Source organism: Psychromicrobium lacuslunae (assembly GCF_000950575.1).
Taxonomy (GTDB): domain Bacteria; phylum Actinomycetota; class Actinomycetes; order Actinomycetales; family Micrococcaceae; genus Renibacterium; species Renibacterium lacuslunae.
Genome location: NZ_CP011005.1, coordinates 1,961,673 through 1,985,170, shown reverse-complemented (window position 1 = coordinate 1,985,170; position 23,498 = coordinate 1,961,673). Strand labels below are relative to the sequence as shown.

The following is a 23,498-nucleotide window of genomic DNA, read 5'->3' as shown; positions in this document are numbered from 1 at the left end:
TAAGACAGCTATCACTTTGTGACGTGCACGGTTACGGCCATTAATTTGTATATGAGAATCATTCTCATATAACTTAGAGGATATGCATCTTTCCTTGCTGGCTTCGCTCGATCCCCAATGCCGACAATTCGCCGCTGAACTGCTTTCCGGCACGCACCTAGATTCGGTTGTGGTGGTCCATGACCTGATTCAGGAAGCTACTGTGCTACGCCGGATTTATCGGGGTGGGAAGCTCACCGAGCGGTCGAGCAGCGAGCTGGAACACGGCTGCCTTTCGTGCACGGTCCGACTTGATGTGGTGCCCACCGTGCGTCGATTGATTCACGAAGGGGTGCCACACGCCGTACTGGCGTTGCCACCCGGGGTGGAGCCGGACCTGGTGATGGAGGCTCTTTATGCTCAACTTGATGAGGAATTCAGCATTGATAACGCGGTTCTGGCGCTCGATCCGGCCGAGCTGGAAGACCAGCTCTGGGACCGCCGTGAACTTTCCGAGCTAGGCATCACCGGGTCGCCCAGGGACCAACGTACCTCCGGGGAGTTCATGGTGGCGGCACTCGCTCAGGCGGACACCGTGCTGACCTCGTCATCGCTTAGCCGATCGCTGAGTCAATTCGCGGATCCGAATCAGCCGGTCGGGCTGGAACTGCTCAGCGAACTTGCCCCGCACGCCACCCTCGCCAGTTCTGCCGATGAATTACGACCCGGTTGTTTCGATGCCCATGAGGTAATGCGTAGGCAGTCGCCGGGGGAGGTGCGGGTGGCAAGCAGACGGGGCGGTGGAGCCTTCCGCACTGTGCGGGTCGAGCTGCAACGTCCACTGCATCCGGACCGTTTCCGGCTCGCCTTACCAACCCTGGCGGCCGGCAGCTGTTGGCTCAGGGGTCGGATCTGGATGGCCTCGGCGCCCGCTCAACGAATCGCCATGCAAGGCATCGGGCCGCGGCTTTGGCTAGAGAGCACCGGCGATTGGCTGGCCGGCGGTGAGCAGCCCGCCAGCGTGCTAGCGCTCACCGGCAGAGCGGCTGAAATCGTCGAATCCGAGGTGCAAGGACTGCTCGAAAAAGCGCAACTCAGCCCGGCTGAGAGTCGCCGAAAAGCGGAATATTTCAACGACCCGTTTGGTTTGAACGTCAGTAACTGAAGGAGCAAAAAATCATGAAAGTTAGAAACTCATTGCGAGCCCTGAAGAAGCTTCCCGGCGCACAGATCGTGCGGCGGCGCGGGCGGACCTTCGTGATCAATAAGAATAATCCGAGGATGAAGGCGCGCCAGGGCTAAGCCCAGGGGTTGTTCGGCGCTGAGCTCAGCTGAGTGCTGCCAACGGATTGCTGCGAGTTAGAAACATTGCTTCACTCATGCGGCACAATGACTAGGTGCCCATTCTGAACAAAGACATGACGCTGTGCATCTCGCTGGCGGCCCGGCCGAGCAATATCGGCACCCGTTTTCATAATTACCTGTACGAAGAGCTCAACCTCAACTACGTCTATAAAGCCTTCGCGCCGGTAGACCTAGCCGATGCGGTACGCGGAATCCGTGGTCTGGGGATCCGTGGCGCGGCTGTTTCGATGCCCTATAAGGAACAAGTCATCGCTTTAGTGGATCGGCTCGACGCCTCGGCAGCGGCGATCGACTCGGTCAACACCATTGTCAATGACAGTGGCGTGCTGACCGCCTACAACACCGACTATCTGGCTATTGAACGCCTACTCCGGGAACACCGGATAGCGGCCACAAGTACCGTGCTGCTGCAGGGCTCCGGGGGGATGGCAAAGGCCGTCGCCGCAGCCCTGCGGGATGCGGGCTTCCGCGCGGTGACCATCGTCGCCAGGAACGAATCAACCGGTCGCCCGCTCGCCGAGCTTTATGGCTTTGACTGGACTGCCGAGGCGGGCGAACGCACCGCCCAGCTGCTGATCAATGTCACACCGCTGGGCATGCAGGGCGCGGAGGAGGAGGTCCTAGCCTTCACTGCGCAAACCATTGACGCCGCCGAGACTGTTTTCGACGTCGTTGCCCTCCCGGCCGAAACGCCACTGATCAAGGCGGGCAGAGCCGCCGGGAAAAAGATCATTTCTGGCGCCGAGGTAATTGCCATTCAGGCCGAGGAGCAGTTTGTTTTGTATACCGGGGTACGACCGAGCGTTGAGCAGGTCCGGGCGGCCTCGGAGTTCTCCAGAGCCTAAGGCCTAACGCGCTTCGCTGAGCCGCAAGGTCTCATTCTGGCCGGTTCAACTGTTGGATCGGTTCAACCACTGCGGCAACCCGGTCGTTGCCCAATCGGGTCAACACCAGAGTTGCCGATCTCTTAGCCTTTTTGGATCCTCCGGCCAGCAACTGCTTGCGGAGCTCCTCGGGAGTGACGGCGGTGCCGCGTTTCTTGATCTCCAGGCTGCCAATATTGTTTTCCCGCACCCAGGAACGCAGTGTCTTGACGTTGTACGGCAAGACTTCAAGCACCCGGTAGGCCCGAGCAAAAGGAGTAGCGATCAGTTCCGCCGAGCAGAGGTAGGCGATCTGCGGGTCAATCAAATGCACGCCAAGATGCCTGGCTAGATCAGCCACCAGTCCGGCGCGAATGACCGCGCTATCTGGTTCGTAGAGATAACCCTCCAACGGGCCCAGCGGCGCATCCTGTTCTGCGGGCAGATAGTCGAGCGGACTGGTCAGCTCGGAAGCACCTCCATCGCCGAGCAATAGCGCCGCTCGACGAATCCCGGGCCGGGCTAGCTGGTTGAACCAGAGGGTAGCCTCAACCAACTCACCGCCGACCGAGACCCACTGCGCCTCACAGCCCGCCGGAATTGACTCGTGGGGGATGCCCGGGCCCATTTTTACGCCCACCGGCAGGTCGCGATCGGCGAGCTGCTCGACGAAGGAGAGCGGCGGCGAGAATGCCTCAGGGTCAAAGATTCGAGTGCTGCCAGAGCTTGAGGTGGTTCGCCGTGCCGGGTCAAGCCAGACGGCCTCGGCATCGTCGAGGTCCACCGTGCTGGCCTCGGCTTGGATTACCCGCGCATTCGGGAAGGGCATCAGATTGATGGTGGCGCAGGCTGCCGTGATCTCGTCCTGCTCCACTGCGGTCACCGCGAGGTCTAAGGTGCTAAATGCGAGCGAGTCAGCTCCCAAGCCACAGCCCAGATCGGCGATCTTGGCAATTCCGGCTTCGGCGAATCGCTGGGCGTGCAAAACCGCAACCTGCAAGCGGGTGGCTTGTTCTAAGCCTTGCTGAGTGAAGAGCATTTGCTGTGCGAATTCCCCGAATTTTGCGCTCGCTTTGGTACGCAACCGGGCCTGCGTGAGCACCGCAGAGGTGAGTTCGGCTGAGTGCCCGGCCTTGCGCATTTTCTCCGCCAGTGCGAGTGAATTCTTCTCCTGGTAAGGACCTACGGTGGCCAATAAGTCCCAGCCTTCAGGGGTGAGCAAAGGGGCAATCAAATCATCAGCCATAATTCACAAGCTTATCGCCCGAGGTTTCGTCGACCGCGCGCCGAGAGTTCGCTCTGAGCGCTAAAGATGACAGAAATTAGCACTCACCTTGACCGAGTGCTAATCCGCTCATAGAGTCGTTATTAGCACTCTCACTAGGAGGGTGCTAAGCCATCACGGCACCCACAGTTGCACACACCGGCACCGCGACGACGGTAGGCGCAACGCCACGTGGGGCTGCCGTGGCCTAAAAAACCGCTGAGTTTACTGAGAAGGAGAGGTCCGAGTGTCGGTCTCTATTAAGCCTCTTGAGGATCGTATTGTTGTCCGCCAGCTGGAAGCCGAGCAGACCACTGCTTCGGGTCTAGTGATCCCGGATTCCGCTAAAGAAAAGCCCCAGGAAGGCGAAGTTGTCGCCGTTGGCCCAGGCCGCGTTGATGACAATGGCAACCGGGTGCCGATCGATGTCGCCGTGGGCGACGTCGTGATCTACTCCAAGTACGGTGGAACCGAGGTCAAGACCGGTGGCGACGAGCTGCTGGTGCTCTCGGCCCGTGACGTTCTGGCCATCGTCGTTAAGTAACAATTCCATTCTCGGAAACCGCGCGTTGAGGTGCGGTCTCCGGCGGAATGGACCTCTTCAGACGCCCCGGTCCGCCAGGTCCGGGGCCTCTGTCAGATAAGGACAATGACTCATGGCAAAACAGATTGCATTCAATGACGCCGCCCGGCGTTCCCTGGAGGCTGGCGTTGACCGCCTAGCCAACGCGGTCAAGGTCACCCTTGGCCCGCGCGGACGGAACGTTGTGCTGGCGAAGCAGTGGGGTGCCCCCACTATTACCAATGACGGCGTCACCATCGCTCGCGAAGTTGAGCTGGATGACCCCTACGAGAACCTGGGTGCGCAGCTTGCCAAAGAAGTTGCCACCAAGACAAATGATGTTGCTGGCGACGGCACCACCACGGCAACCGTTCTTGCCCAGGCTCTGGTCAAGGAGGGTCTGCGGAACGTAGCGGCTGGTGCCGCTCCGGGCGCGCTCAAGCACGGCATCGAGGTCTCGGTTGAGGCCATCGCCGACCGGTTGCTGGAGAACGCTCGCGAGGTTTCCGGTGGCCAGGTGGCCAGCGTCGCCGCGATTTCAGCGCAGAGCGCCGAGATCGGCGAGTTGCTGGCCGAGGCTTTCGATAAGGTCGGCAAGGATGGTGTAATCACCATCGAGGAGTCCTCCTCAATGCAGACCGAATTGGTACTCACCGAGGGCATGCAGTTCGATAAGGGCTACTTGTCGCCGCATTTCGTCACCGATCACGAGCGCCAGGAAGCTGTGCTGGAAGATGCGTTGATCCTGATCAACCAGGGCAAGATCTCCTCGGTTCAGGAATTCCTGCCGCTGCTGGAGAAGGTGCTCAAGGCCTCGAAGCCGCTCTTCATCATTGCTGAGGACGTCGACGGCGAAGCGCTTTCGACGCTGATCGTGAACAAGCTGCGCGGCACCATTAACGTGGTGGCCGTCAAGGCTCCCGGTTTCGGCGACCGCCGTAAGGCGATGTTGCAAGACATCGCTATCCTCACTGGCGGCCAGATCGTTTCTCCGGAAATTGGCCTCGCGCTTGATCAGGTGGGTCTTGAGGTGCTCGGTACCGCTCGTCGGATTACCGTCACCAAGGACAACACCACGATCGTCGACGGTGCTGGCACCGAGCAGGACGTTGCTGATCGGATCGCGCAGCTGCGCGCCGAACTGGCTCGCACTGACTCGGACTGGGACAAGGAAAAGCTGCAGGAGCGACTGGCGAAATTGGCCGGTGGCATCGGCGTGATCAAGGTTGGCGCAGCCACCGAGGTCGAGCTAAAAGAGAAGAAACACCGCATCGAAGATGCTGTTTCCTCCACCCGTGCAGCTCTCGAAGAAGGCATCGTCGCCGGTGGCGGCTCCGCCCTGGTGCAGGCCGCCAAGGCTCTCGATGAGAGCCCCGAAGTAAAGGCTCTTGAAGGCGACGCGGCGACCTCGATCAACTTGGTTCGCCGCGCGGTGGCACAGCCGCTGCGCTGGATCGCCGAGAACGCCGGGCACGATGGCTACGTGGTGATCGACAAGGTTGCTCAGCTTCCCGATGGACACGGCTTCAATGCCGCCAGCGGTGAGTACGGCGATCTGATCGAGCAGGGTGTTATCGACCCGGTCAAGGTGACCCGTTCGGCGCTGCGCAATGCAGCCTCGATCGCGGCTCTGGTGCTCACCACCGAAGCCTTGGTTGCTGAGAAGCCCGAAGAGGATGAAGATTCTCACGAAGGCCACCAGCACTAAGCTCTAAACCGTTATCGAGTGTGCAGATCTACACGTTTTATGCCCGTCATAAGCTGTAGATCTGCACACTCGAGGCGTTTAAGTCGAAAGCCGTACAGCGAAATCTTAGGTTAAGAACTGGTAACGTTTTAGGGGTTCTGACGCCAGCCGAGGAGTTTTTCCGTGAAGGACCGGCCCCGTGCCACCCCAAACCGGACGTCGATGCTGCCTCGGCAAGGGCCTGAGTCGTCGATTGCGAGAGGCAATCAGGACGGTGCTAGCAGCCCACCGAAGCGCGCTTTCCGACCGGAAGTTGAAGGCTTACGCTTCCTAGCGGTCTTCTTAGTGGTGATTTACCACGTCTGGCTGGGACGCGTCTCCGGCGGTGTCGATATTTTCCTGCTGATCTCGGCGTTCCTGATGACCGGCCAATTCGTCCGCCGGATCGAACGAGATGAGCCGATCCGGCTCGGCAAACACTGGTTGCATTTGCTGAAGCGGCTATTGCCGGTTGCGGTGTTGGTGATAGCAGTGACCGTGCTGCTGAGTTGGTGGTTGCTGCCTGGGAACCGGTGGCCATCGATTATTTCCGACGCTTGGGCCTCACTGTTCTATTTTGAAAACTGGGCGGCCGCTTTCAACTCGGTCGACTACTACGCCGCGCACAATGTGGCCAGCCCTTTCCAACACTTCTGGTCATTGTCCATGCAAGCTCAGGTCTTCCTACTGTGGCCGATCATTTTCGCGGCATTAGCGCTGCTGAGGCGCAAGCTGGGCTGGAATCTGAAGACCATGATGTGGATTGTTTTCGGTGGTATTTTCGTCGCCTCGCTGGCTTTCTCCATCATCTTCACGCAGAGTAATCAGAGCTTCGCTTACTTTGATTTGCGCACCCGTCTCTGGGAGTTCGCGCTCGGGTCCTTACTCGCCCTAGCGTTACCGCACCTGAAGATGTCCCGAGCAGTCAGAGTCCTGATCGGCTGGCTTGGCCTGCTACTAATTATTAGTTGCGGTCTGGTCTTGCAGGTAGATCAGCAGTTCCCCGGTTATTTGGCGCTGTGGCCGACGCTGGCTGCGGCAATGGTGATCGCGGCGGGCAGTAGCGCCTCTAAGTTTGGTGCTGACCGAATACTGAGCGCACCCTTCATGCGTTTTATGGGTGGTAATTCTTACGCGCTGTATCTATGGCACTGGCCGATCCTGGTGATCTTCCTGAGCTGGCAAAATCGCGACTCGGTTGATTGGCTGACCGGGGCTGCGATCATTCTGCTAGCTGCGCTGTTGGCGATCCTGTCAACTAAGTTCGTCGAACGGCCGGTGCGTCGTTTTGTCTGGGTCGAGGCGGCCTGGCACCGGCCTATCCTGCTGGTTTCAGCCTGCGTCTTCCTCGCTATCGTGCCGCTTCTAGGCTGGCAAGGCGCGATGAAAGCTCAGGTGATAGAGGCTTCGAAAAACTCTTCGGCGGACAACCCGGGGGCCGCCGCGCTGGTTCCAGGTTTCGAACCGGGTGGTAACCCGGAGGCGCCAACTCAACCTGCGGCGTCGAAAATCTCCGAACAGTTCGCAGTGCTTGACTCCAGCTGCGCGGGCAAATGGCTCAGCGAGGTCAAAGAGATCAACGCCGTTTGCCGCTCACACTCGGTGACCGATAGCCCGGCGAAGTCAATAGTGGTGATCGGCGATTCACATTCCGAGCAATGGATGCCGGCGCTCCAGTATGCAGCCGATCAAAATAACTGGCAGATGATTTCCATCATTAAAGCGGCCTGTCCTTATAGCACCAGCCAGCCGACGGCCAGTGACGATTGTAATGCGTTCAATGCCGAAGCCACCGACTATTTGCTGCAACGCTCTCCCGACGCTGTGCTGATGGTGGGAACGGCGGCGAAACCGTCCTCTCCTGAGGAAGTCCTGCAGCCGGGTTTTACCGAGGCTACTACCGAACTCATTGCCAACGGCATCAGTGTGGTGGCGATGCGGGATAACCCGAGATTCGCTTTCAATATGGCGGAGTGTGTGATTTCCAAAGGCAGCCAAGCCGATGATTGTAATCCTCAACGTGGTGATTTATTGGCTGAGCTGAGCCCCTTCGAATCGCTTGAGGCTAAGCCGCCGGGGCTTATTACTCTCGATATGAGTGACTATATCTGCGCGCAGAACAGCTGCCCTGGGGTCATTGGCAATATCTTCGTTTACATCGACGATAACCACCTCACCAAGGATTATTCGGCCTCAATGGGACCGGTGTTTGCCCAAAGGCTGCTGAAAGCCAGTGGTTGGGCCAGTTCTTAGCGGTTGGTACTTAGCGATCGGTCGCTAGTGATTGCTGCCCCGCTGGCCGGTGTTGTTCGCTTTTTCATTTGCCTGTAATTTGGCCGATGCCGAAGCGTTCCGGAGGTAGGGATTATGGCGCTGGCGCTTGCTCTCGGCGAGGCTGAGCGGCTGCGGTTTGCGGGCTCTGATGAATCGATAAATGATGAGCACGGCGACCGCTGAGACCACGATGCCGAGCAGGTTGAGCAGTAATTGAAGCGCTGAGGCCCCGGCCTTAGCGGGTTCACCAAGCACCAGGGCGACCGCGACGAAACCAGCCGCGGGCACCGTTGTCACTGAGATAAACACCCCGACCAGCACCGCTGACTTGCGTCCGATCAGTGACAGCATGCCGGCGGCCCCGGCCAGCACCGCGACAATGAAGGAATAAGGTCCGGGGTGATAGATGAACTCGGTGGCTGGGTCGCCGTGCGAGAGCAGATCGGCAGGCACTAAGCCGAGCGGCACCGAAACCCAGGTGGCTAAGGCGCAGACAGCCATCGCCACCGGGAAACCAACTAGCAGGGCCAGGGCGGCGCGACGAGCCAGGCCCCAGCGCCGATCTACCAGAGCGAGCGCCAGCCCGGCCAGCGGGCCGAACTCCGGGCCGACCACCATGGCTCCAACGATGGCGATAGTGGAATTGGTGACAATGCCAATGCCGGCGAGTTGAGTGGCGATCACCAAAAATGCGAGGAAACTCCAGGAGAGCTTGGCATCCTCGTTGGTGCTGGCGGCGACTTCGTCCCAGATCACCGCATCCGCGCCTTCACCGGGCGCCGCTTCCTCAGCCGCTTTAGCTCGCTCGGAGAGCACCAGATCGGGTGCGCTAACGGTGATCGAACCATCTTGCCCGAGCTCTAAAGCGTTGAGATTCTCGATTAGTTCACCGGCTGCTTCGCGAACCACCTGAATCGTCACCACATCACCCGGGGGTAGCATCGAAGCTGCTTTGAAAACAGCGACCTCGGCAGTTCCGAGCTGCGTCTGCGCCAATTCAATAACGGTGTCGGTGAGCTCAGCCGGGCTAACCACGCGAACCTGCAATGTCATGGCATCACCTTACCCACCTCAGCCGCACATCCCAGCTCAGTCCAAGCGGCCAGTTCGCCCTGCGTCCTTCCCGGCTATCCCATCGAATAACGCAGAAGTTACCCGGGTTTAGTAATGCAGCGAACATCCTTAACTCTGATAACGCTCAGCGGGACCACCGGGAAGACGAGTACGGGGATGGGCGGGGATCAGCGGAATAGAGCAGGCCCCGCCGTCGTTTAGACTGGTACTAAGCACAGGCCGGGCCCGTAATCACGCGCCGGTCATCGGTTGCAGGCAAATATCCCTTACCCGTAATAGGCCGATACCAGCATTAGGTGATCATGACTCACAATGAACTTCCGAACGACCCGTTCTCCCTGATTGGGCTGACCTACGACGACGTGCTGCTGCTCCCCGGGCACACCGACGTCATCCCTTCCGAAGCAGATACTTCTTCCCGGCTTTCCAAGCGCATTTCGGTGCAGACTCCTTTGCTGTCGGCGGCGATGGACACCGTCACCGAGTCCCGAATGGCTATTGCGATGGCCCGGCAGGGCGGCTTGGGCGTGGTGCACCGCAACCTCTCGATCGATGATCAGGCCGAGCAGGTCGATCGGGTGAAGCGCAGCGAATCCGGAATGATCACCAACCCCGTCACTATTGGCCCGGAAGCCACTCTGCAAGAACTAGACGAGCTATGCGCCCGCTACCGGGTGTCCGGGTTGCCGGTGGTGGATGAGACCGAGCATCTGCTCGGCATTGTCACCAACCGTGATACCCGCTTCGTCTTAGAGTCTGATTTCCCGAAGCGCAGAGTGCACGAGGTGATGACTAAAATGCCGCTGGTGACCGGCAAGGTCGGCATTAGCCGAGAGGACGCCTCCGAGCTGCTGGCGAAGAACAAGATCGAGAAGCTGCCACTGGTGGACGAGGCCGGTCGGTTGCGCGGTCTGATCACCGTCAAAGACTTCACCAAGGCCGAGCAGTACCCGCTCGCCACTAAGGACGATGAGGGCCGGCTCAGGGTCGGAGCGGCTATTGGCTTCTTCGGGGACGGTTGGGAGCGTGCGATGCGCCTGGTCGATGCCGGTGTGGATGCGTTGTTCGTGGACACCGCCAACGGGCACTCGCAGGGTGTTTTGGAAATGATTTCACGGCTCAAAGCCGATCCGGTAGCTGCACACGTCGATATCATCGGCGGCCAGGCGGCCACCAGAGAGGGTGCTCAGGCGCTGATCGATGCGGGAGCGGACGGCATCAAGGTTGGCGTTGGCCCGGGCTCGATCTGCACCACCCGGGTGGTGGCAGGCGTTGGCGTCCCGCAGGTCACCGCGATCTACGAGTCCGCCAAGGCAGCCGGCCCAGCTGGCGTTCCGCTGATCGCCGACGGCGGTCTTCAGTACTCGGGCGATATCGGCAAGGCGCTGGTTGCCGGGGCCGATACCGTGATGCTCGGTTCGTTGCTGGCCGGCACCGAAGAGGCTCCGGGCGAGCTGATTTTTGTCAACGGCAAGCAATTCAAGTCCTACCGGGGGATGGGTTCGCTCGGTGCGATGCAAACTCGTGGCAAAAACACTTCCTATTCGAAGGACCGCTACTTTCAAGCAGATGTTTCGGGCGACGATAAGTTGATTCCCGAGGGCATCGAAGGGCGGGTGGCTTACCGTGGGCCACTGTCCTCGGTGGCTTACCAGCTTTCCGGCGGCCTGCGTCAGACCATGTTTTACACCGGCGCACGCACGATTCCCGAGCTCAAAGCCAAGGGCAAGTTCGTTCGGATCACTGCGGCGGGGCTGAAGGAATCCCACCCGCACGATATTCAGATGACCGTCGAAGCACCGAACTATGGAACGCGCTAAAAGACACCTTGGCTCTCGTCTCACTCGGTGCGCCTGCTGCCAGCAGATAATGTGCAGCGCAGTGTTAGCGGGCGCGAACGCGCCGAGCAAAGGACCAGCTAAGCTGGACGGGTGACTTACGAGATTGAGATTGGCCGTGGTAAACGAGGACGCCGAGCGTACTCCCTCGATGAGATAGCTATCGTGCCCTCCAGAAGGACCCGTGACCCAGAGGCGGTCTCGATCTCCTGGCAGATTGACGCTTACCAGTTCGACACCCCGGTGCTCGGCGCACCGATGGATTCGGTTACTTCTCCGGCCACCGCGATCGCGCTCGGTCAGCTTGGCGGCCTCGGCGTACTCGATCTCGAGGGTCTGTGGACTCGCTACGAGGATCCGGAGGCGGTGCTCAAGGAGATCGCCGAGCTGAGTGGCACCGCAGAGAGCCCTGCCGCGACCCGCCGCCTGCAGGAGCTCTATCAGGCCCCGGTGCAGGCCGAGCTGATTACCTCCAGGCTTGCCGAAATCCGAGCCGCCGGGGTGACAGTCGCCGGTGCGCTGACACCGCAGCGCACTCAGGAGTTCTATAAGACGGTACTCGCTGCTGGCGTCGATATCTTCGTGATACGCGGCACCACTGTCTCCGCCGAGCATGTCTCCAAGGATCGCGAACCGCTTAACCTCAAGCAGTTCATTTACGAACTCGATGTCCCGGTGATTGTGGGCGGCGCCGCCGGTTATACCCCGGCTCTGCATCTGATGCGTACCGGAGCAGCCGGTGTGCTGGTCGGCTTCGGTGGCGGTGCTAGTTCGACCACTAGGCGTGCGCTAGGCATCCACTCGCCGATGGCGAGCGCGATTTCCGATGTGGCTACCGCGCGCCGGGATTACATGGACGAATCCGGCGGGCGCTATGTGCATGTGATTGCCGATGGCGGGATGGGCACCAGTGGCGACATCATTAAGGCCATCGCGATGGGCGCTGACGCGGTAATGCTCGGCACCGCCCTGGCGCGCGCCGAAGAAGCACCCGGCAAGGGCTGGCACTGGGGTGCTGAGTCGCATCATTCGGAACTGCCTCGCGGTGATCGGGTTGAAGTGGAAACAGTCGGACCGCTGCAAGAGGTGCTTTTTGGTCCGGCACATCATGCGAACGGGACCTCAAACCTAATGGGTGCGCTGCGTCGCTCGATGGCCACTACGGGGTATTCAGATCTGAAAGAGTTCCAGCGCGTTGAGGTGGTTGTTTCACCGTACTGAGCGGGCTCCATATCGCTCTAGCGAGCGAGGAACTATTGTTGAATCATCGGCAATCTTGAGGAGGCTTCCGTGCCAACACCACGAACCCGAAACGTAGCAGCAAAACCCGCAGCTGGGTCCGCTAGCTCGGCAGCAGCAGAGCACGCTGAAGTGGCAGGTCAGCTGAGCCCGGAATTCCGGGTGAAATCCCTTGAAGCCTTAGCCGCCACCACCCAGCCAGGCGAAGAACTTGACGTTTTGATCGTCGGGGGCGGTGTGGTTGGGGCCGGTTCGGCCCTCGACGCAGTCACTCGCGGACTTAAGGTCGGCATTGTTGAAATGAATGACTGGGCCTCGGGCACCTCGAGCCGTTCCTCGAAGCTCATCCATGGCGGTCTGCGTTACCTGGAGATGCTCGATTTCGCGCTGGTTCAGGAGGCACTGCAAGAGCGCGGCTTACTGATTCAGCGGATCGCCCCGCATCTGGTGCGGCCGGTGCCGTTCCTCTACCCACTGACCAAGCGCTTCGTGGAACGTCCCTACGTTGGCGCTGGTATTATGCTTTACGACACCCTTGGCCTGACCAGCGGGAACTCGCGTGGTGTGCCCTTCCATAAACACCTGAGCAAACGGGGCACCCTGCGTGCAGCGCCTAGCCTCAAAGACGATGCGATGATCGGTTCGATCCGCTACTACGACGCTCAGGTTGACGATGCCCGGCTGGTCACCGACGTGGTGCGTACCGCTGTCTCCTATGGCGCCTATGCGGCTAACGGAGTGAAGGTGGTGAACTTCCTGCGCGAAGGCGAGCGGGTGGTTGGCGCCAGGGTACGCAACCAGCTGGATGGCAGCGAATTCGATATCCGGGCCAAACAAGTGGTGAATGCCACCGGGGTCTGGACCGACGAAACTCAGGCGATGGTGACCGATCGTGGCCAACTGAAGGTACGCGCCTCGAAGGGCATTCACTTAGTGGTGCCGCGAGACCGCTTCCAATCGACGGTCGGGCTGATCCTGCGGACCGAGAAGTCGGTGCTCTTTGTGATTCCCTGGGGCAGGCACTGGATTATTGGCACCACCGACACCGACTGGAAACTCGATAAGGCGCATCCTGCGGCCTCCGCAGCTGATATCGACTACGTACTTGAACATGTGAATAAGGTCTTGAAGCGGCCGCTCACCCGCGAAGATGTGGAAGGCGTTTACGCCGGTTTACGTCCTTTGCTGGCGGGGGAGAATGACTCGACCGCAAAGCTCTCCCGTGAGCACGTGGTGGCCCATCCGGTGCCCGGCTTGGTTGTGGTGGCCGGTGGGAAGTACACCACTTATCGGGTGATGGCCAAGGACGCCGTGGACGAGGCGACCAGGGCGCTCGACGAGCGGGTGCCGGAGAGTTGCACCGAGACCATCCCGCTGCTCGGCGCGGTCGGCTACAAGGCCGCCTGGAACCGTCGTAACCGCACCGCTGAGGAGAGCGGAGTGCATGTGGCCCGGATGGAGCACCTGCTGGGCCGCTATGGTTCGATGACCTCAGAATTACTGAAACTGGTCGCCGCTGATCCTTCCCTGGCCGAGCCCTTGCCCGGTGCTGACGACTACCTGCGGGCTGAAGTCGTCTATGCGGTCAGCCACGAAGGTGCGCTGCACGTCAACGATGTTTTGACCCGGCGCACCCGGATTTCAATCGAATCCTGGGACCGTGGTGTGGCAGCAGCCCCTGTGGTGGGCGAGCTAATGGCCCCGTTGCTGGGCTGGAACAAGGCAAAGCAGGATAACGAGGTCAAGCATTACCTGGCCAGGGTGGAAGCCGAGCGGCTCAGCCAGGAACAGCCGGACGATGCTTCCGCCGACGCGGTCCGGCTCACCGTTGAAGACATCTCTGACGGCGCTGACGGCGCTGCCAGTTCTGCCAGTTCTGCCGGCTCGACGGGGCGCTAATGGTTGAGTATGACGACGAATGGCAGCGCTACGACGCCCAGCTGACTACCCCGGAACTGGTGATTCTGGAGATGCAAGCTGATTCTCGGGAGGACGCTTCGGCTCAGCTTGCCGCTCGGATGCAAGAGGCCGGTCGGGTCTCTGATTTGGATGCTTTTCTGGAGCAGGTGTATTCGCGTGAGCATCAATTGGCCACTGGGCTGCCCGGCGGCATTGGGCTGCCTCATGCGCGTAGCGAGTTCGTCCAGCAGACCACGGTGGCGGTCGGTATCACCAAATACGGGCATGCTCTGGATTTTGGCGCGAGCGATGGCCCGGCCAATGTAGTTTTGTTGGTCGCGACGCCGGCCGCTTCGTTTTCGCAGCACCTCTCGGTTTTGGCGGTACTGGCTCGTGCGCTTTCCAAAGAGAACTTTAGGGAATCGCTGCGCCGGGCACATGACCCGGAAGTCATCGCCGAACTGATTAACTCGACGCCGGTTTTCTCCGAACACTAAAAGGGGAGTCCACCGGCAGGAGCCGCACGGCCGGGGGCGGCCAGCCTCTGGCGGTGTCCAGCGCAGGCTGTTGCTCAGAGAAAAAGGCAGAACGGATGGCCGTCTGGGTCAAGCAGCACTCTGACGTCCGGCTGTGGTTGTACTGCTGCCAGTTCGGCACCTGCCTGAACTGCCCAGTCGGCGGCTTCGTCGAGATCGTCAACCCAAATGTCGAGGTGCTGAGAGGCGAGCTGCGCGCCCTCGACGGCCGGCCAAACCGGGCGCTGAAAGGCCCGCTCGTATTCAATATTGATAGTCGGCCCGGTCTCGCCATCCGCTGGCCTGAGCTGGGCCCAGCCAGCTGCCGCCGGCTCACCGGCTCGGGCTGGCTCCAGCACCGCAATCGGCCAACCGAGCAGCTTTGCGTAAAACTGGGCGAGCTCTCGCGGCTGAGAGCTGCCGATGGTCACCGAGGTCAGTTGCAATCGAGGTCTCTGCATGGTGCACTCCTAATAGTCCAGTCAGCTCAGGTCAGCTCAGTTTTGCTTAGCTGCAAGGCGCAGCGTAAAACTAGGGTTGTTCTGAGACTAGGACCGCTCGAGTGTCTGGTTCAAGAGCGCTGAAGATATGCGGTAGATCGCCGGGATAACTGAGGTAGTCGCCCGGCAAGAGCTCCACCGGGTTTTCTGCCAATCCGATCAGAGCCCGACCGGTGCTCAGCACCACATGCTCCATCACCCCTGGATTATGCGGCTCAGAATGACGATCGCTTCCGGGTTGCATGACGAGCTGATAAATGTCCCGTCGAACCCGTGGTGGACTCGAAGACAGCAAGGTGGCAATATAGTCGACCTTCTCCGAACCCACCACCGGACCTTGGCCAGCCCGGATGAGCCGAATCGAAGGCTTCGCCGAGTCGACGAGGTCCGCGAAGGTGACATCGAGGGCAACACTGAGAGCCCACAGCGTCTCAACACTCGGGTTGCCCTGCGCGGCTTCCAACTGGGATAGGGTCGACTTCGAAATTTTCGCCCGGCGGGCGAGCTCGGTAAGCGAGATGCCCACCCGCTGCCGTTCGCGCTGTAAGTTATTCGCAATCGTCAGCAAAAGTGCGGCGCTCGGAGATTCCACAACAGCTCCCGTTCGAAATAGTGGACGCTTGTTCTATTTGACGAACAGCCTCATTTAATCCACTATATTAGACATGCGTTCGATAAAGCGAACCTGGCGGTTGATCCGCCGGGGCTATCAAGAGCATCGTCGGCTAGTGCGAGACATCGCCCTGGTCTGCCTAGCAGACGGTTTGGTCGGCGCTTCCTTCGGCGCGATTGCGGTGAGTTCGGGACTGCCCTTCTGGTTGCCGATGCTGCTTTCGGTGCTGGTCTTCGCTGGCGCCTCGCAGTTCATTTTCATTGCCTTAGTGGCCTCAGGCGGAAATCCCTTTGCCGCGGTTTTAGCGGGAGTGCTGGTCAATCTGCGACATGTACCCTTGGGATTCGCGGTGGCCGACGTGCTGGGCCAGAAGATGACGCATAAACTCTGGGGCGCTTTTCTGATGGTCGATGAGACAGTAGCGTTCAGCATCGCGCAGAAAACCTTGACCGAGCGCCGGGTGGCCTATTGGACCTGTGGGATCGGGCTTTTCCTGTGCTGGAATCTGGGTACGCTGCTGGGGTCTTATGCTGGCGGGTTCATCACTGATACAGCGGTTTTTGGCCTCGATGCTGCCTTCCCCGCGGTACTCCTAGCCTTGCTGCTGCCTTCACTCAAGGACGCCGCGCTGCTGCGGGCTGCACTGCTCGGCGGTCTCATTGCGGTACTGAGCGCACCGTTACTACCCGCCGGCGTACCGGTGCTACTCGGCCTGCTCGGCATGCTCGCCGCCTGGCCCCAGAAAGCTCAGACCGAAGGCAAGGAGGCAGTGCAATGAGCCTGGTGTTATTAGCGGCTACCGCGGTGCTAGCGATCGCTACCTTTGCTTTTCGTTTTGGTGGTGTGGCACTGCGCCAGCGAATCAAGCTCTCCGCTCGAGTTGAGCGCCTGATGACGGTTGCCGTGGTGGCGCTGTTCGGCGGCCTAGTGCTCACCAGTGCCTTCATCGAGGGGCACGGCTTTGCTGGCTTTGCCCGCCCTGCCGGAGTGCTAGTGGCGGGTGTGCTGGCCTGGCGGAAGGCGCCCTTCGTTTTAGTGGTGTTGGCCGCTGCCCTGACCGCCGCAGCTTTGAGACTGCTGGGCGTGCCCTGAACCGCAGCCCTTCAGCGCTCGCCCTGGACGGCCCCTCCTCAGGGCCATCCAGCCGGTTACTCAGTCCGCCAGGAGTTCCACAGCGCGGCGTAGGAGCCGTCCAAAGCCAGTAGCTCATCGTGTGAACCCAGTTCGGTGATCCGACCTGCCTCCACTACCGCGACACGATCCGCGTCATGTGCGGTATGTAGCCGGTGTGCAATGGCTACCACGGTGCGCCCAGTGAGCACTGCGTTGAGCGAGCGTTCCAGGTCACGGGCTGCCTGCGGGTCGATCAGCGAGGTGGCCTCATCCAATACCAGGGTATGTGGGTCGGCAAGCACTAGGCGGGCCAAGGCGATTTCCTGGGCCTGTGCAGGGGTGAGTGCAAAAGCGCCGGAGCCAACTTCGGTCTCCAGCCCTTCCGGCAAAGCGCGGGCCCAGTCGAGCGCCCCAACGTCGGCCAAAGCTGCTTCGATCTCGGCGAGGCTGGCGGTTGCCCGGCCGAGCCGCACATTGTCAGTCACCGAGCCGACGAAAACGTGGTGTTCCTGGGTGACCAGTACGACTTCGGTGCGCAGCTGATCCAGCGGACGATCCACCAGCGGCACCCCGCCGACCGTCACGCTGCCGTGGCTGGGCGGATGAATACCGGCAATCAACCGGCCCAGCGTTGACTTACCAGCTCCGGATGGACCCACCACGGCCAATCGTTCACCCCGGCGTAGCACCAGATCGACGCCATGCAGCACATTGTGCCCGGGGCGGTAAGCATAGTGCGCGGCGGAGACCACAATATCGTCGTTCTCCGGCACGGCCTCGGTGGTCTGGCGATCCGGCGGCACTTCCTTAATGCCGGTAATTCGGGCCAACGAGGCGGCGCCGACCTGCAACTCATCGAGCCACATGATGAGCGTGTTCACTGGTTCGACCATTTGCACCGCATAGAGCGCCACAGCGGCAACCACACCGGCAGTGACAATGCCCTGAGCGGCCAGCCAGCCGCCCCAGAGCAGCACCACAGCAACCGGCAACCAGAAGGCGAATTCGGTGATCGGAAACAACCAGCTGCGCAGCCAGAGCGTGTAGCGCTCGGCGCCGAAGGCACCGCTCAACCCGCCGTCGATTTTCTTTCGCCGCTGCTCACCGAGACTCAGCGCATCAACCGTCTGCGCGCCCTCGATGCTTTCCGAAATCGCACCATTGATCACCGAGTAGGCTTCGCGCTCCTTGGCGTAACCATCAGCGGACCTCTTCAAATACCAGCGCGTGATGGGGATCAGCAGCGGCAGTCCGGCGAGTAGTGAGATTGCGGTGATCGGTGAAATCACTACCGCCGCCACCACGGTGAGCAAAAGGGTGACCGCGCCAACCAGGATTTGCGGCACTGCAAAGCGCACCGCAAAGGAGACCGCTTCCACATCATTGGTGGTGCGCGAAACTAAGTCCCCGGTGCCGGCCTTCTCCACCGTGGAAAGCGGCAACGAGGTCACCTGATCCATGAATTCCTCGCGCAACTGCGCGAAGACTTTCTCGCCCTGGATCATACTGGCGGTCACCGCGAAACGCTGAAGCACGGCTTGTAGCAACACGAAGATCAGTAAAAGAAACCCGATCAGCAGGACGTGTTCCATCGTGCTGCCCGCGCTAATTTCGTCGATCAGAATTCGCAGCAAAGCCGGGCCAGCCAGGCCCGCGATGGCTGCCAACACGAACAGGCTGACCATTTTGATGAGCGCGCCGCGATGCTGTTTGAGTAGCCGGGTGGCCTCCGCGCGAACCTGTTTCTGATTGGAGATCGGCAGTTTGGCCTCGCCCAGGCTGGCCGAATCCTGTCGTGGCGCAGCCTCAACATTGACGCGGTCGACGTCGTCAATCGAATCGAGTTGTGCGGTCGGGCTGGGACTTGAGAGATCCTCATTCACCGCGAATCACCACCGCTCTGTAATCGGGCAACTGTAATAGCTCGCGGTGACTGCCGCGGGCAGAGATCTTTCCGTCGATCATGAAGAGCACCTCATCTACCGCGCCCAGCAGCAGCGGACTTGCGGTCACCAGAAGCGTGGTCTTGCCCGCCCGCACTGCTGGCAGTTTGGCGGCAATCCGGGCCTCGGTATGGGCGTCCACCGCGCTGGTCGGTTCGACCAAGAGCAGAGTTTCAGCATCGCTGAGCAGAGCCCTGCACAACGCCAACCGTTGCCGTTGACCGCCGGAAAAGCCTCGTCCGCGCTCGGTTACGTGGTGATCGAGACCTTCCTCCAGGCCGTCCAGGATGTCCAGCGAGCTGGCATCTTCCAGGATCTGCAGAATGCGCTGGTCCGAATTCCTGGCTTCCGGGTCGAGCAGCTCGCGCAGCGGCCCGGAAAACAGTTGCGGATCGGCTTCGCTCAGCACGATCCGGGAGCGCAAATCCGGAATGCCGATCGTCCGGGTATCTAGATCCCCCCAGAACACCGGGTTCGCCTCAAGCAAAGCATCGTCAAAACGGCCGAGCCGTTCCGCCAATTCAGCCGAGCTGGCGGGAACCGAACTGACCACCGCAGTCAGCCTTCCTGGCTGAATCACCGCGCCGCTGGCGGTGTCCCGTAAAACGGCTGGCTGCCTCGGCGCCGGCGTCTGGCCTGCGTCCTGATAGGCCGGGGGAGTGCTGAGCACCGCAATGGTTTTGCGGGCCCCTACATAGCCTCGGATTGCTGCGGAGACCGTCTCGGAGAGGATTCGTACTGGGGTGACCAGGAAAACCGAGAAACCGTAGAGCGAGATGAGCTGACCGGTGCTGATTTCGCCGCGCAGCGCCATCGCGGCACCTAACCAGGTGAAGAGCACACTAAAGCCGCCGGTGACCAGCAGCTGGGTGCCCTCCAGATTAGCCACCGAGCGGGCGACCTTATTGCCGCTGAAACGGGTCTGCTGGGAACGTTCCCGGTAGCGGGAGACAAAGATGTGTTCCCCGCCAATGCCACGCAAGACACGCAAGCCAGCGACCGTGTCGGCACCCACCGCCGTCATTTTTCCAGCCATTTCGCGCTGCTCACGTTGCCGGGCTTGCAGCGGCCGAATAATGAAAAGCAGCAGGGCGCAGCAAACCGGCACGCCGAGCAGCACGGTCACGCCGAGCCCCCAGGAGATCTGCCAGATCAGGATGGAGACGAGAGCGTAGGACAGCACCGCGCCGGAGAGTCGGGCCGTCAGATCATAGATCTGACCGATCCGGGTGGCGTCGGAGGCTGCGGTATTGACCAGTTCCCCGGTGGAAATTGCCTTCGGCAGTGCCGCCCCGGTGCGCGAGATTTTGTGACCGATCAATTGCACCGAACGAAAGGAAGCCTGCAGCCAGTTGGAAACGGCGATCCGATGGCGCAATACCGCAAAGATGGCCTGCACCGCACCGAGGAAAACCATCCCGATGGCGCTCAGCAACAATAATGACCAATTTTGTGCGTTGACGCCGAAATCAATGGCCCAGCCGAGCAGCAAAGGCATCAGGGCTTGAGCCAGCAGCCAGAGCGAGCCGAACAGCACGCCAGCGGCAAGGCTGGGTAGCTGTTGCAGGCCGAGCCAGATCAAATAACGGCTCGGCGAACGCACCTCAGTCGGTTTCGCCATTGGATAGGGGTAACTACGCACAAAGATCCAGCCTAGTCTTCCGGAGCGAGAATAGGGAGGGGCGGCGGCCGCTCAGTTCGGTTTTCTACAGGCATACGAAGTACCTTTAAGTGTGCTCAAAACCGCCCTCAAGCCTCGATGGATAGCCGCGCTGCTGCTGGCCTTGATCGTTTCGACGGTTTTTGTGCTGCTGAGCCAATGGCAATTCTCCCGCTCCACGCAGAATTCTGAGCCGGTCGAGGTCGCCACTGAAGAGCTCAAACCGCTCGAGTCAATCCTGAAACCTGGCAAGCAAATGACCAGCGATCAAAGTGATCACTTGGTCAGTATGAGCGGCCACTTCGATCCTTCCAAGCAGGTGTTGGTGAAGAACCGGCTGCAGAACGGGACGAACGGCTACTGGGTGGTGACCGCTTTCGTGGTCGACGGCGCACCGAAGCTCAAGGGCGTTGCTGGCTCGCCGACCATCATCCCGGTGGCCAGAGGCTGGCTTGCCGATCCGGGGCAGCTCAGTGCGCCGCCTTCGGGTGCTTTGAAGCTGACCGGTCGGCTATTGCCACCTGAAGCCCCGACCCTGGAGAAAGGCCTGCCGAGCGGCCAGGTCGCCGCGCTGGCGACCGCCGAGCTGATCAATATCTGGCAAGTCAATAGCTACTCCGGTTTCGTGGTCTCGTTCACCGAAACCGGCGCGCAAGGCGATGTCGGCGCGCACGCGGTGGCTGGCGACCTCAAAGGCATTTCGGTGGGGCCGCAGCCGGTTGAGCAACCGGTGAATTGGTTGAACATCTTCTATGCGGTGGAGTGGGTGGTCTTCGCGGGCTTCGCCATTTTCATGTGGTGGCGGCTGGTTGCCGATGATTATCGGCGCGAAAACGAGCCCGAGTTCGATGAGCAAGGCGATGAAGAATACAACGAAGAGTCAGCAGAGTCAGCAGATGATTCAGAAGAGGTAAAACAGTGAGTTCAACGGGTGCAGCTAAACGGCGTTTTGGCGGAACCGTCGCCCAAATCCGTGCGGCGCTAGCTTTCTACAAGGTCTTCGCCTACACCACCGGTGTGCTTTTGCTGCTGTTGGTCATCGAGTTGGTGATCCGCTACGGATTCCAATCGGTGCTGATGGCCGGCGGTAACGACGCGAGCACCGGTGCGGCACATGGTTTCGGCTTTGCTGCGGTGGCGGCAGACGGGTCCTTTTCGGTGACCGGAGGCTTTAACCTCTCGACCGCAGTGCTGATCGTGCACGGCTGGATGTACGTGATCTACCTGATCGCCGATTTCCGGCTCTGGTCGCTGATGCGTTGGCCATTCAGCAAATTCATCTTGATCGCGCTCGGCGGTGTGGTGCCCTTCCTCTCCTTCTTCGTGGAGCGCAAGATTCATGCCCAGACGTTGGCCGAGATCGAGGCCAATCCGCAGGCCTCAAAACGCTACTAGAGGCTAGAAAGCCGCACTAAAACCCCGAAGATCTTAGGTAGGATTAAGCTGTGACTACGACTCCGGCGACCGCATCGCCCGCAGAGCCCCAAACCGCACATCGACCGGTTCTTGTCGTTGATTACGGCGCGCAGTACGCCCAGCTGATCGCTCGCCGGGTGCGCGAAGCCAATGTCTATTCGGAAATTGTGCCGCACACCCTGAGCACCGAGGCGCTTTTGGCGAAAAACCCGGCCGCAATCATTCTTTCCGGTGGCCCATCAAGCGTTTATGCCGAGGGTGCCCCCTCGGTGGGTGCAGACCTCTTTGAAGCTGGCGTGCCGGTGTTCGGTATTTGCTACGGTTTCCAAGCGATGGCCCGCGCGCTAGGTGGAACCGTGGCGCAGACCGGTTTACGTGAATACGGCGCAACCGATGCCACCAGTACTGGGGCTAGCCGTTCCATTCTGGCGGAATTGCCGGAGCAACAAAACGTCTGGATGAGTCACGGCGATTCGGTGCAGCAAGCTCCGGCTGGCTTTGAGGTGCTCGCCAGCACCGCGGGTGCGCCGGTGGCAGCTTTCGCCAACCCAGCAAAGGCTCTTTACGGCGTGCAGTGGCACCCCGAAGTCAAGCATTCGGCCTTCGGTCAGAAGGTGCTGGAAAATTTCCTCTTCAACGAAGCAAAGCTTGAACCGAACTGGACTACCGGCAATGTGATTGAGGAACAGGTCGCCCGGATCCGTCAGCAAGTCGGCAGCGGCAAGGTCATTTGCGGGCTTTCCGGTGGGGTGGATTCAGCCGTCGCCGCCGCGCTCGTGCAGCGCGCCGTGGGGGACCAGCTGACCTGCGTTTTCGTCGACCACGGTCTACTCCGTGAAGGTGAGGCGGAGCAGGTGGAACGCGACTTTGTTGCGGCCACCGGCGTCAAACTTCATGTCGCTAAGGAAGCCGACCGTTTCCTGGAGGCGCTCGCCGGGGTTTCCGATCCGGAGACCAAGCGCAAGATCATTGGCCGTGAATTCATTAGGGCCTTCGAAACCGCCGAAAAGACCTTGATTGAGCAGGCCGGTAGTGAAGGGGAGCAGATTAAGTTTCTGGTGCAGGGCACGCTCTACCCCGACGTAGTGGAATCTGGCGGCGGCGAAGGTGCCGCCAATATTAAGAGCCACCACAATGTTGGCGGCCTGCCGGAAGACCTGCAGTTCGAGCTGGTCGAGCCGCTGCGCACCCTGTTCAAGGACGAGGTGCGGGCAGTCGGTGCGCAACTAGGCTTGCCACAAGAAATCGTCGGTCGGCAGCCTTTCCCGGGACCCGGACTGGGCATCAGAATTATTGGTGAAGTGAACGCGGAGCGGCTTGAGCTCCTGCGCAAGGCCGATGCCATTGCCCGGGCCGAGCTGACCGCGGCGGGACTTGACAGCGAAGTCTGGCAGATGCCGGTAGTGCTGCTTGCCGATGTGCGTAGCGTCGGAGTGCAGGGCGACGGCCGGACCTATGGCCACCCGATTGTGCTGCGTCCGGTCTCCAGCGAAGACGCGATGACCGCAGACTGGTCAAGGCTGCCCTATGAACTACTGGCCCGGATCTCCAACCGGATCACCAATGAGGTGGACGGCATCAACCGAGTGGTACTGGACGTGACCAGCAAACCGCCGGGAACTATCGAGTGGGAGTAATCCCTGTGCTCGGCGCGG

General features: G+C 60.5%; 21 protein-coding genes. 15 read left to right on the top strand and 6 right to left on the bottom strand.

Annotation, left to right across the window (positions count from 1 at the left end):
• Positions 1–82: 82 nt before the first annotated feature.
• The 3 genes from UM93_RS09260 (at position 83) to UM93_RS09250 (ending at position 2,189) form a co-directional block, all read left to right on the top strand.
• The gene (locus UM93_RS09260) at positions 83–1,144 is read left to right on the top strand and encodes a GTP-binding protein (protein WP_045075154.1); all 1,062 of its coding nucleotides are present in this window, start codon (positions 83–85) and stop codon (positions 1,142–1,144) included.
• Positions 1,145–1,158: 14 nt separating this feature from the next.
• On the top strand, positions 1,159–1,281 hold the full coding sequence (ykgO, locus tag UM93_RS09255; RefSeq protein WP_045075153.1) for a type B 50S ribosomal protein L36: 123 nt from the start codon (positions 1,159–1,161) through the stop codon (positions 1,279–1,281).
• A 95-nt stretch (positions 1,282–1,376) separates the two neighbouring features.
• Positions 1,377–2,189 (top strand): shikimate 5-dehydrogenase, encoded by an 813-nt coding sequence (locus tag UM93_RS09250; protein ID WP_234399282.1) that lies wholly within the window; start codon positions 1,377–1,379, stop codon positions 2,187–2,189.
• Positions 2,190–2,220: 31 nt separating this feature from the next.
• On the opposite strand, the gene UM93_RS09245 is transcribed toward UM93_RS09250, so the two are convergent.
• A complete protein-coding gene (locus UM93_RS09245; RefSeq protein WP_045075152.1) occupies positions 2,221–3,453 on the bottom strand; it encodes a THUMP-like domain-containing protein in 1,233 nt (410 codons plus the stop codon).
• Positions 3,454–3,718: 265 nt separating this feature from the next.
• Here UM93_RS09245 and groES point away from each other — a divergent pair, with 265 nt between their 5' ends.
• The 3 genes from groES to UM93_RS09230 all read left to right on the top strand — a co-directional run bounded on the left by groES (position 3,719) and on the right by UM93_RS09230 (position 8,012).
• Complete coding sequence (gene groES / locus UM93_RS09240) at positions 3,719–4,015, top strand: co-chaperone GroES (protein WP_045075150.1); 297 nt, start codon at positions 3,719–3,721, stop codon at positions 4,013–4,015.
• A 112-nt stretch (positions 4,016–4,127) separates the two neighbouring features.
• Positions 4,128–5,741 (top strand): chaperonin GroEL, encoded by a 1,614-nt coding sequence (gene groL, locus UM93_RS09235; RefSeq protein ID WP_045075149.1) that lies wholly within the window; start codon positions 4,128–4,130, stop codon positions 5,739–5,741.
• Between the two features lie 162 nt (positions 5,742–5,903).
• Positions 5,904–8,012 carry an acyltransferase family protein gene (locus tag UM93_RS09230; protein ID WP_234399281.1) on the top strand — a complete coding sequence of 703 codons (2,109 nt, stop codon included), beginning with the start codon at positions 5,904–5,906 and terminating at the stop codon, positions 8,010–8,012.
• A 24-nt stretch (positions 8,013–8,036) separates the two neighbouring features.
• On the opposite strand, the gene UM93_RS09225 is transcribed toward UM93_RS09230, so the two are convergent.
• Positions 8,037–9,086 carry a DUF389 domain-containing protein gene (locus tag UM93_RS09225; protein ID WP_082057079.1) on the bottom strand — a complete coding sequence of 350 codons (1,050 nt, stop codon included), beginning with the start codon at positions 9,084–9,086 and terminating at the stop codon, positions 8,037–8,039.
• Positions 9,087–9,409: 323 nt separating this feature from the next.
• Here UM93_RS09225 and guaB point away from each other — a divergent pair, with 323 nt between their 5' ends.
• The 4 genes from guaB to UM93_RS09205 all read left to right on the top strand — a co-directional run bounded on the left by guaB (position 9,410) and on the right by UM93_RS09205 (position 14,580).
• Positions 9,410–10,927 carry an IMP dehydrogenase gene (gene guaB / locus UM93_RS09220; protein ID WP_045075148.1) on the top strand — a complete coding sequence of 506 codons (1,518 nt, stop codon included), beginning with the start codon at positions 9,410–9,412 and terminating at the stop codon, positions 10,925–10,927.
• Between the two features lie 111 nt (positions 10,928–11,038).
• Complete coding sequence (locus tag UM93_RS09215; protein WP_045075147.1) at positions 11,039–12,166, top strand: GuaB3 family IMP dehydrogenase-related protein; 1,128 nt, start codon at positions 11,039–11,041, stop codon at positions 12,164–12,166.
• A gap of 150 nt (positions 12,167–12,316) precedes the next feature.
• Entirely contained in the window at positions 12,317–14,083 is a 1,767-nt protein-coding gene (locus tag UM93_RS09210) for a glycerol-3-phosphate dehydrogenase/oxidase (protein WP_045077173.1), read from the top strand.
• Positions 14,083–14,580 carry a PTS sugar transporter subunit IIA gene (locus UM93_RS09205; protein WP_045075146.1) on the top strand — a complete coding sequence of 166 codons (498 nt, stop codon included), beginning with the start codon at positions 14,083–14,085 and terminating at the stop codon, positions 14,578–14,580. The genes UM93_RS09210 and UM93_RS09205 overlap by 1 nt, the downstream gene beginning before the upstream one ends.
• Positions 14,581–14,654: 74 nt before the next feature.
• Here the strand turns inward: UM93_RS09205 and UM93_RS09200 are convergent, their stop codons facing one another.
• Entirely contained in the window at positions 14,655–15,059 is a 405-nt protein-coding gene (locus UM93_RS09200) for a VOC family protein (protein ID WP_157874126.1), read from the bottom strand.
• A 70-nt stretch (positions 15,060–15,129) separates the two neighbouring features.
• Positions 15,130–15,690, bottom strand: coding sequence for a helix-turn-helix domain-containing protein (locus UM93_RS09195; RefSeq protein WP_045075144.1), 561 nt, complete (start codon positions 15,688–15,690; stop codon positions 15,130–15,132).
• 73 nt (positions 15,691–15,763) lie between these two features.
• Here UM93_RS09195 and UM93_RS09190 point away from each other — a divergent pair, with 73 nt between their 5' ends.
• Both UM93_RS09190 and UM93_RS09185 read left to right on the top strand, forming a co-directional pair.
• Positions 15,764–16,489: an AzlC family ABC transporter permease gene (locus UM93_RS09190; protein WP_045075143.1), complete on the top strand. Its 726-nt coding sequence runs from the start codon at positions 15,764–15,766 to the stop codon at positions 16,487–16,489.
• Complete coding sequence (locus UM93_RS09185) at positions 16,486–16,803, top strand: AzlD domain-containing protein (RefSeq protein WP_045075141.1); 318 nt, start codon at positions 16,486–16,488, stop codon at positions 16,801–16,803. The genes UM93_RS09190 and UM93_RS09185 overlap by 4 nt, the downstream gene beginning before the upstream one ends.
• Positions 16,804–16,859: 56 nt before the next feature.
• Here UM93_RS09185 and UM93_RS09180 read toward each other — a convergent pair whose 3' ends face one another.
• Both UM93_RS09180 and UM93_RS09175 read right to left on the bottom strand, forming a co-directional pair.
• Positions 16,860–18,602: an ABC transporter ATP-binding protein gene (locus tag UM93_RS09180; RefSeq protein ID WP_045077169.1), complete on the bottom strand. Its 1,743-nt coding sequence runs from the start codon at positions 18,600–18,602 to the stop codon at positions 16,860–16,862.
• A 97-nt stretch (positions 18,603–18,699) separates the two neighbouring features.
• Positions 18,700–20,388, bottom strand: a complete 1,689-nt coding sequence (locus UM93_RS09175) for an ABC transporter transmembrane domain-containing protein (RefSeq protein ID WP_045075140.1) — start codon at positions 20,386–20,388, stop codon at positions 18,700–18,702.
• A gap of 112 nt (positions 20,389–20,500) precedes the next feature.
• Here UM93_RS09175 and UM93_RS09170 point away from each other — a divergent pair, with 112 nt between their 5' ends.
• Genes UM93_RS09170 through guaA form a run of 3 tightly spaced genes read left to right on the top strand, consistent with a single transcriptional unit; the run spans position 20,501 to position 23,480 of the window.
• The gene (locus tag UM93_RS09170) at positions 20,501–21,349 is read left to right on the top strand and encodes an SURF1 family protein (RefSeq protein WP_045075138.1); all 849 of its coding nucleotides are present in this window, start codon (positions 20,501–20,503) and stop codon (positions 21,347–21,349) included.
• A complete protein-coding gene (locus UM93_RS09165) occupies positions 21,346–21,822 on the top strand; it encodes a DUF3817 domain-containing protein (protein ID WP_045075136.1) in 477 nt (158 codons plus the stop codon). The genes UM93_RS09170 and UM93_RS09165 overlap by 4 nt, the downstream gene beginning before the upstream one ends.
• 50 nt (positions 21,823–21,872) lie before the next feature.
• Positions 21,873–23,480 (top strand): glutamine-hydrolyzing GMP synthase, encoded by a 1,608-nt coding sequence (gene guaA / locus UM93_RS09160; RefSeq protein ID WP_045075135.1) that lies wholly within the window; start codon positions 21,873–21,875, stop codon positions 23,478–23,480.
• The last annotated feature ends 18 nt before the right edge of the window (positions 23,481–23,498 follow it).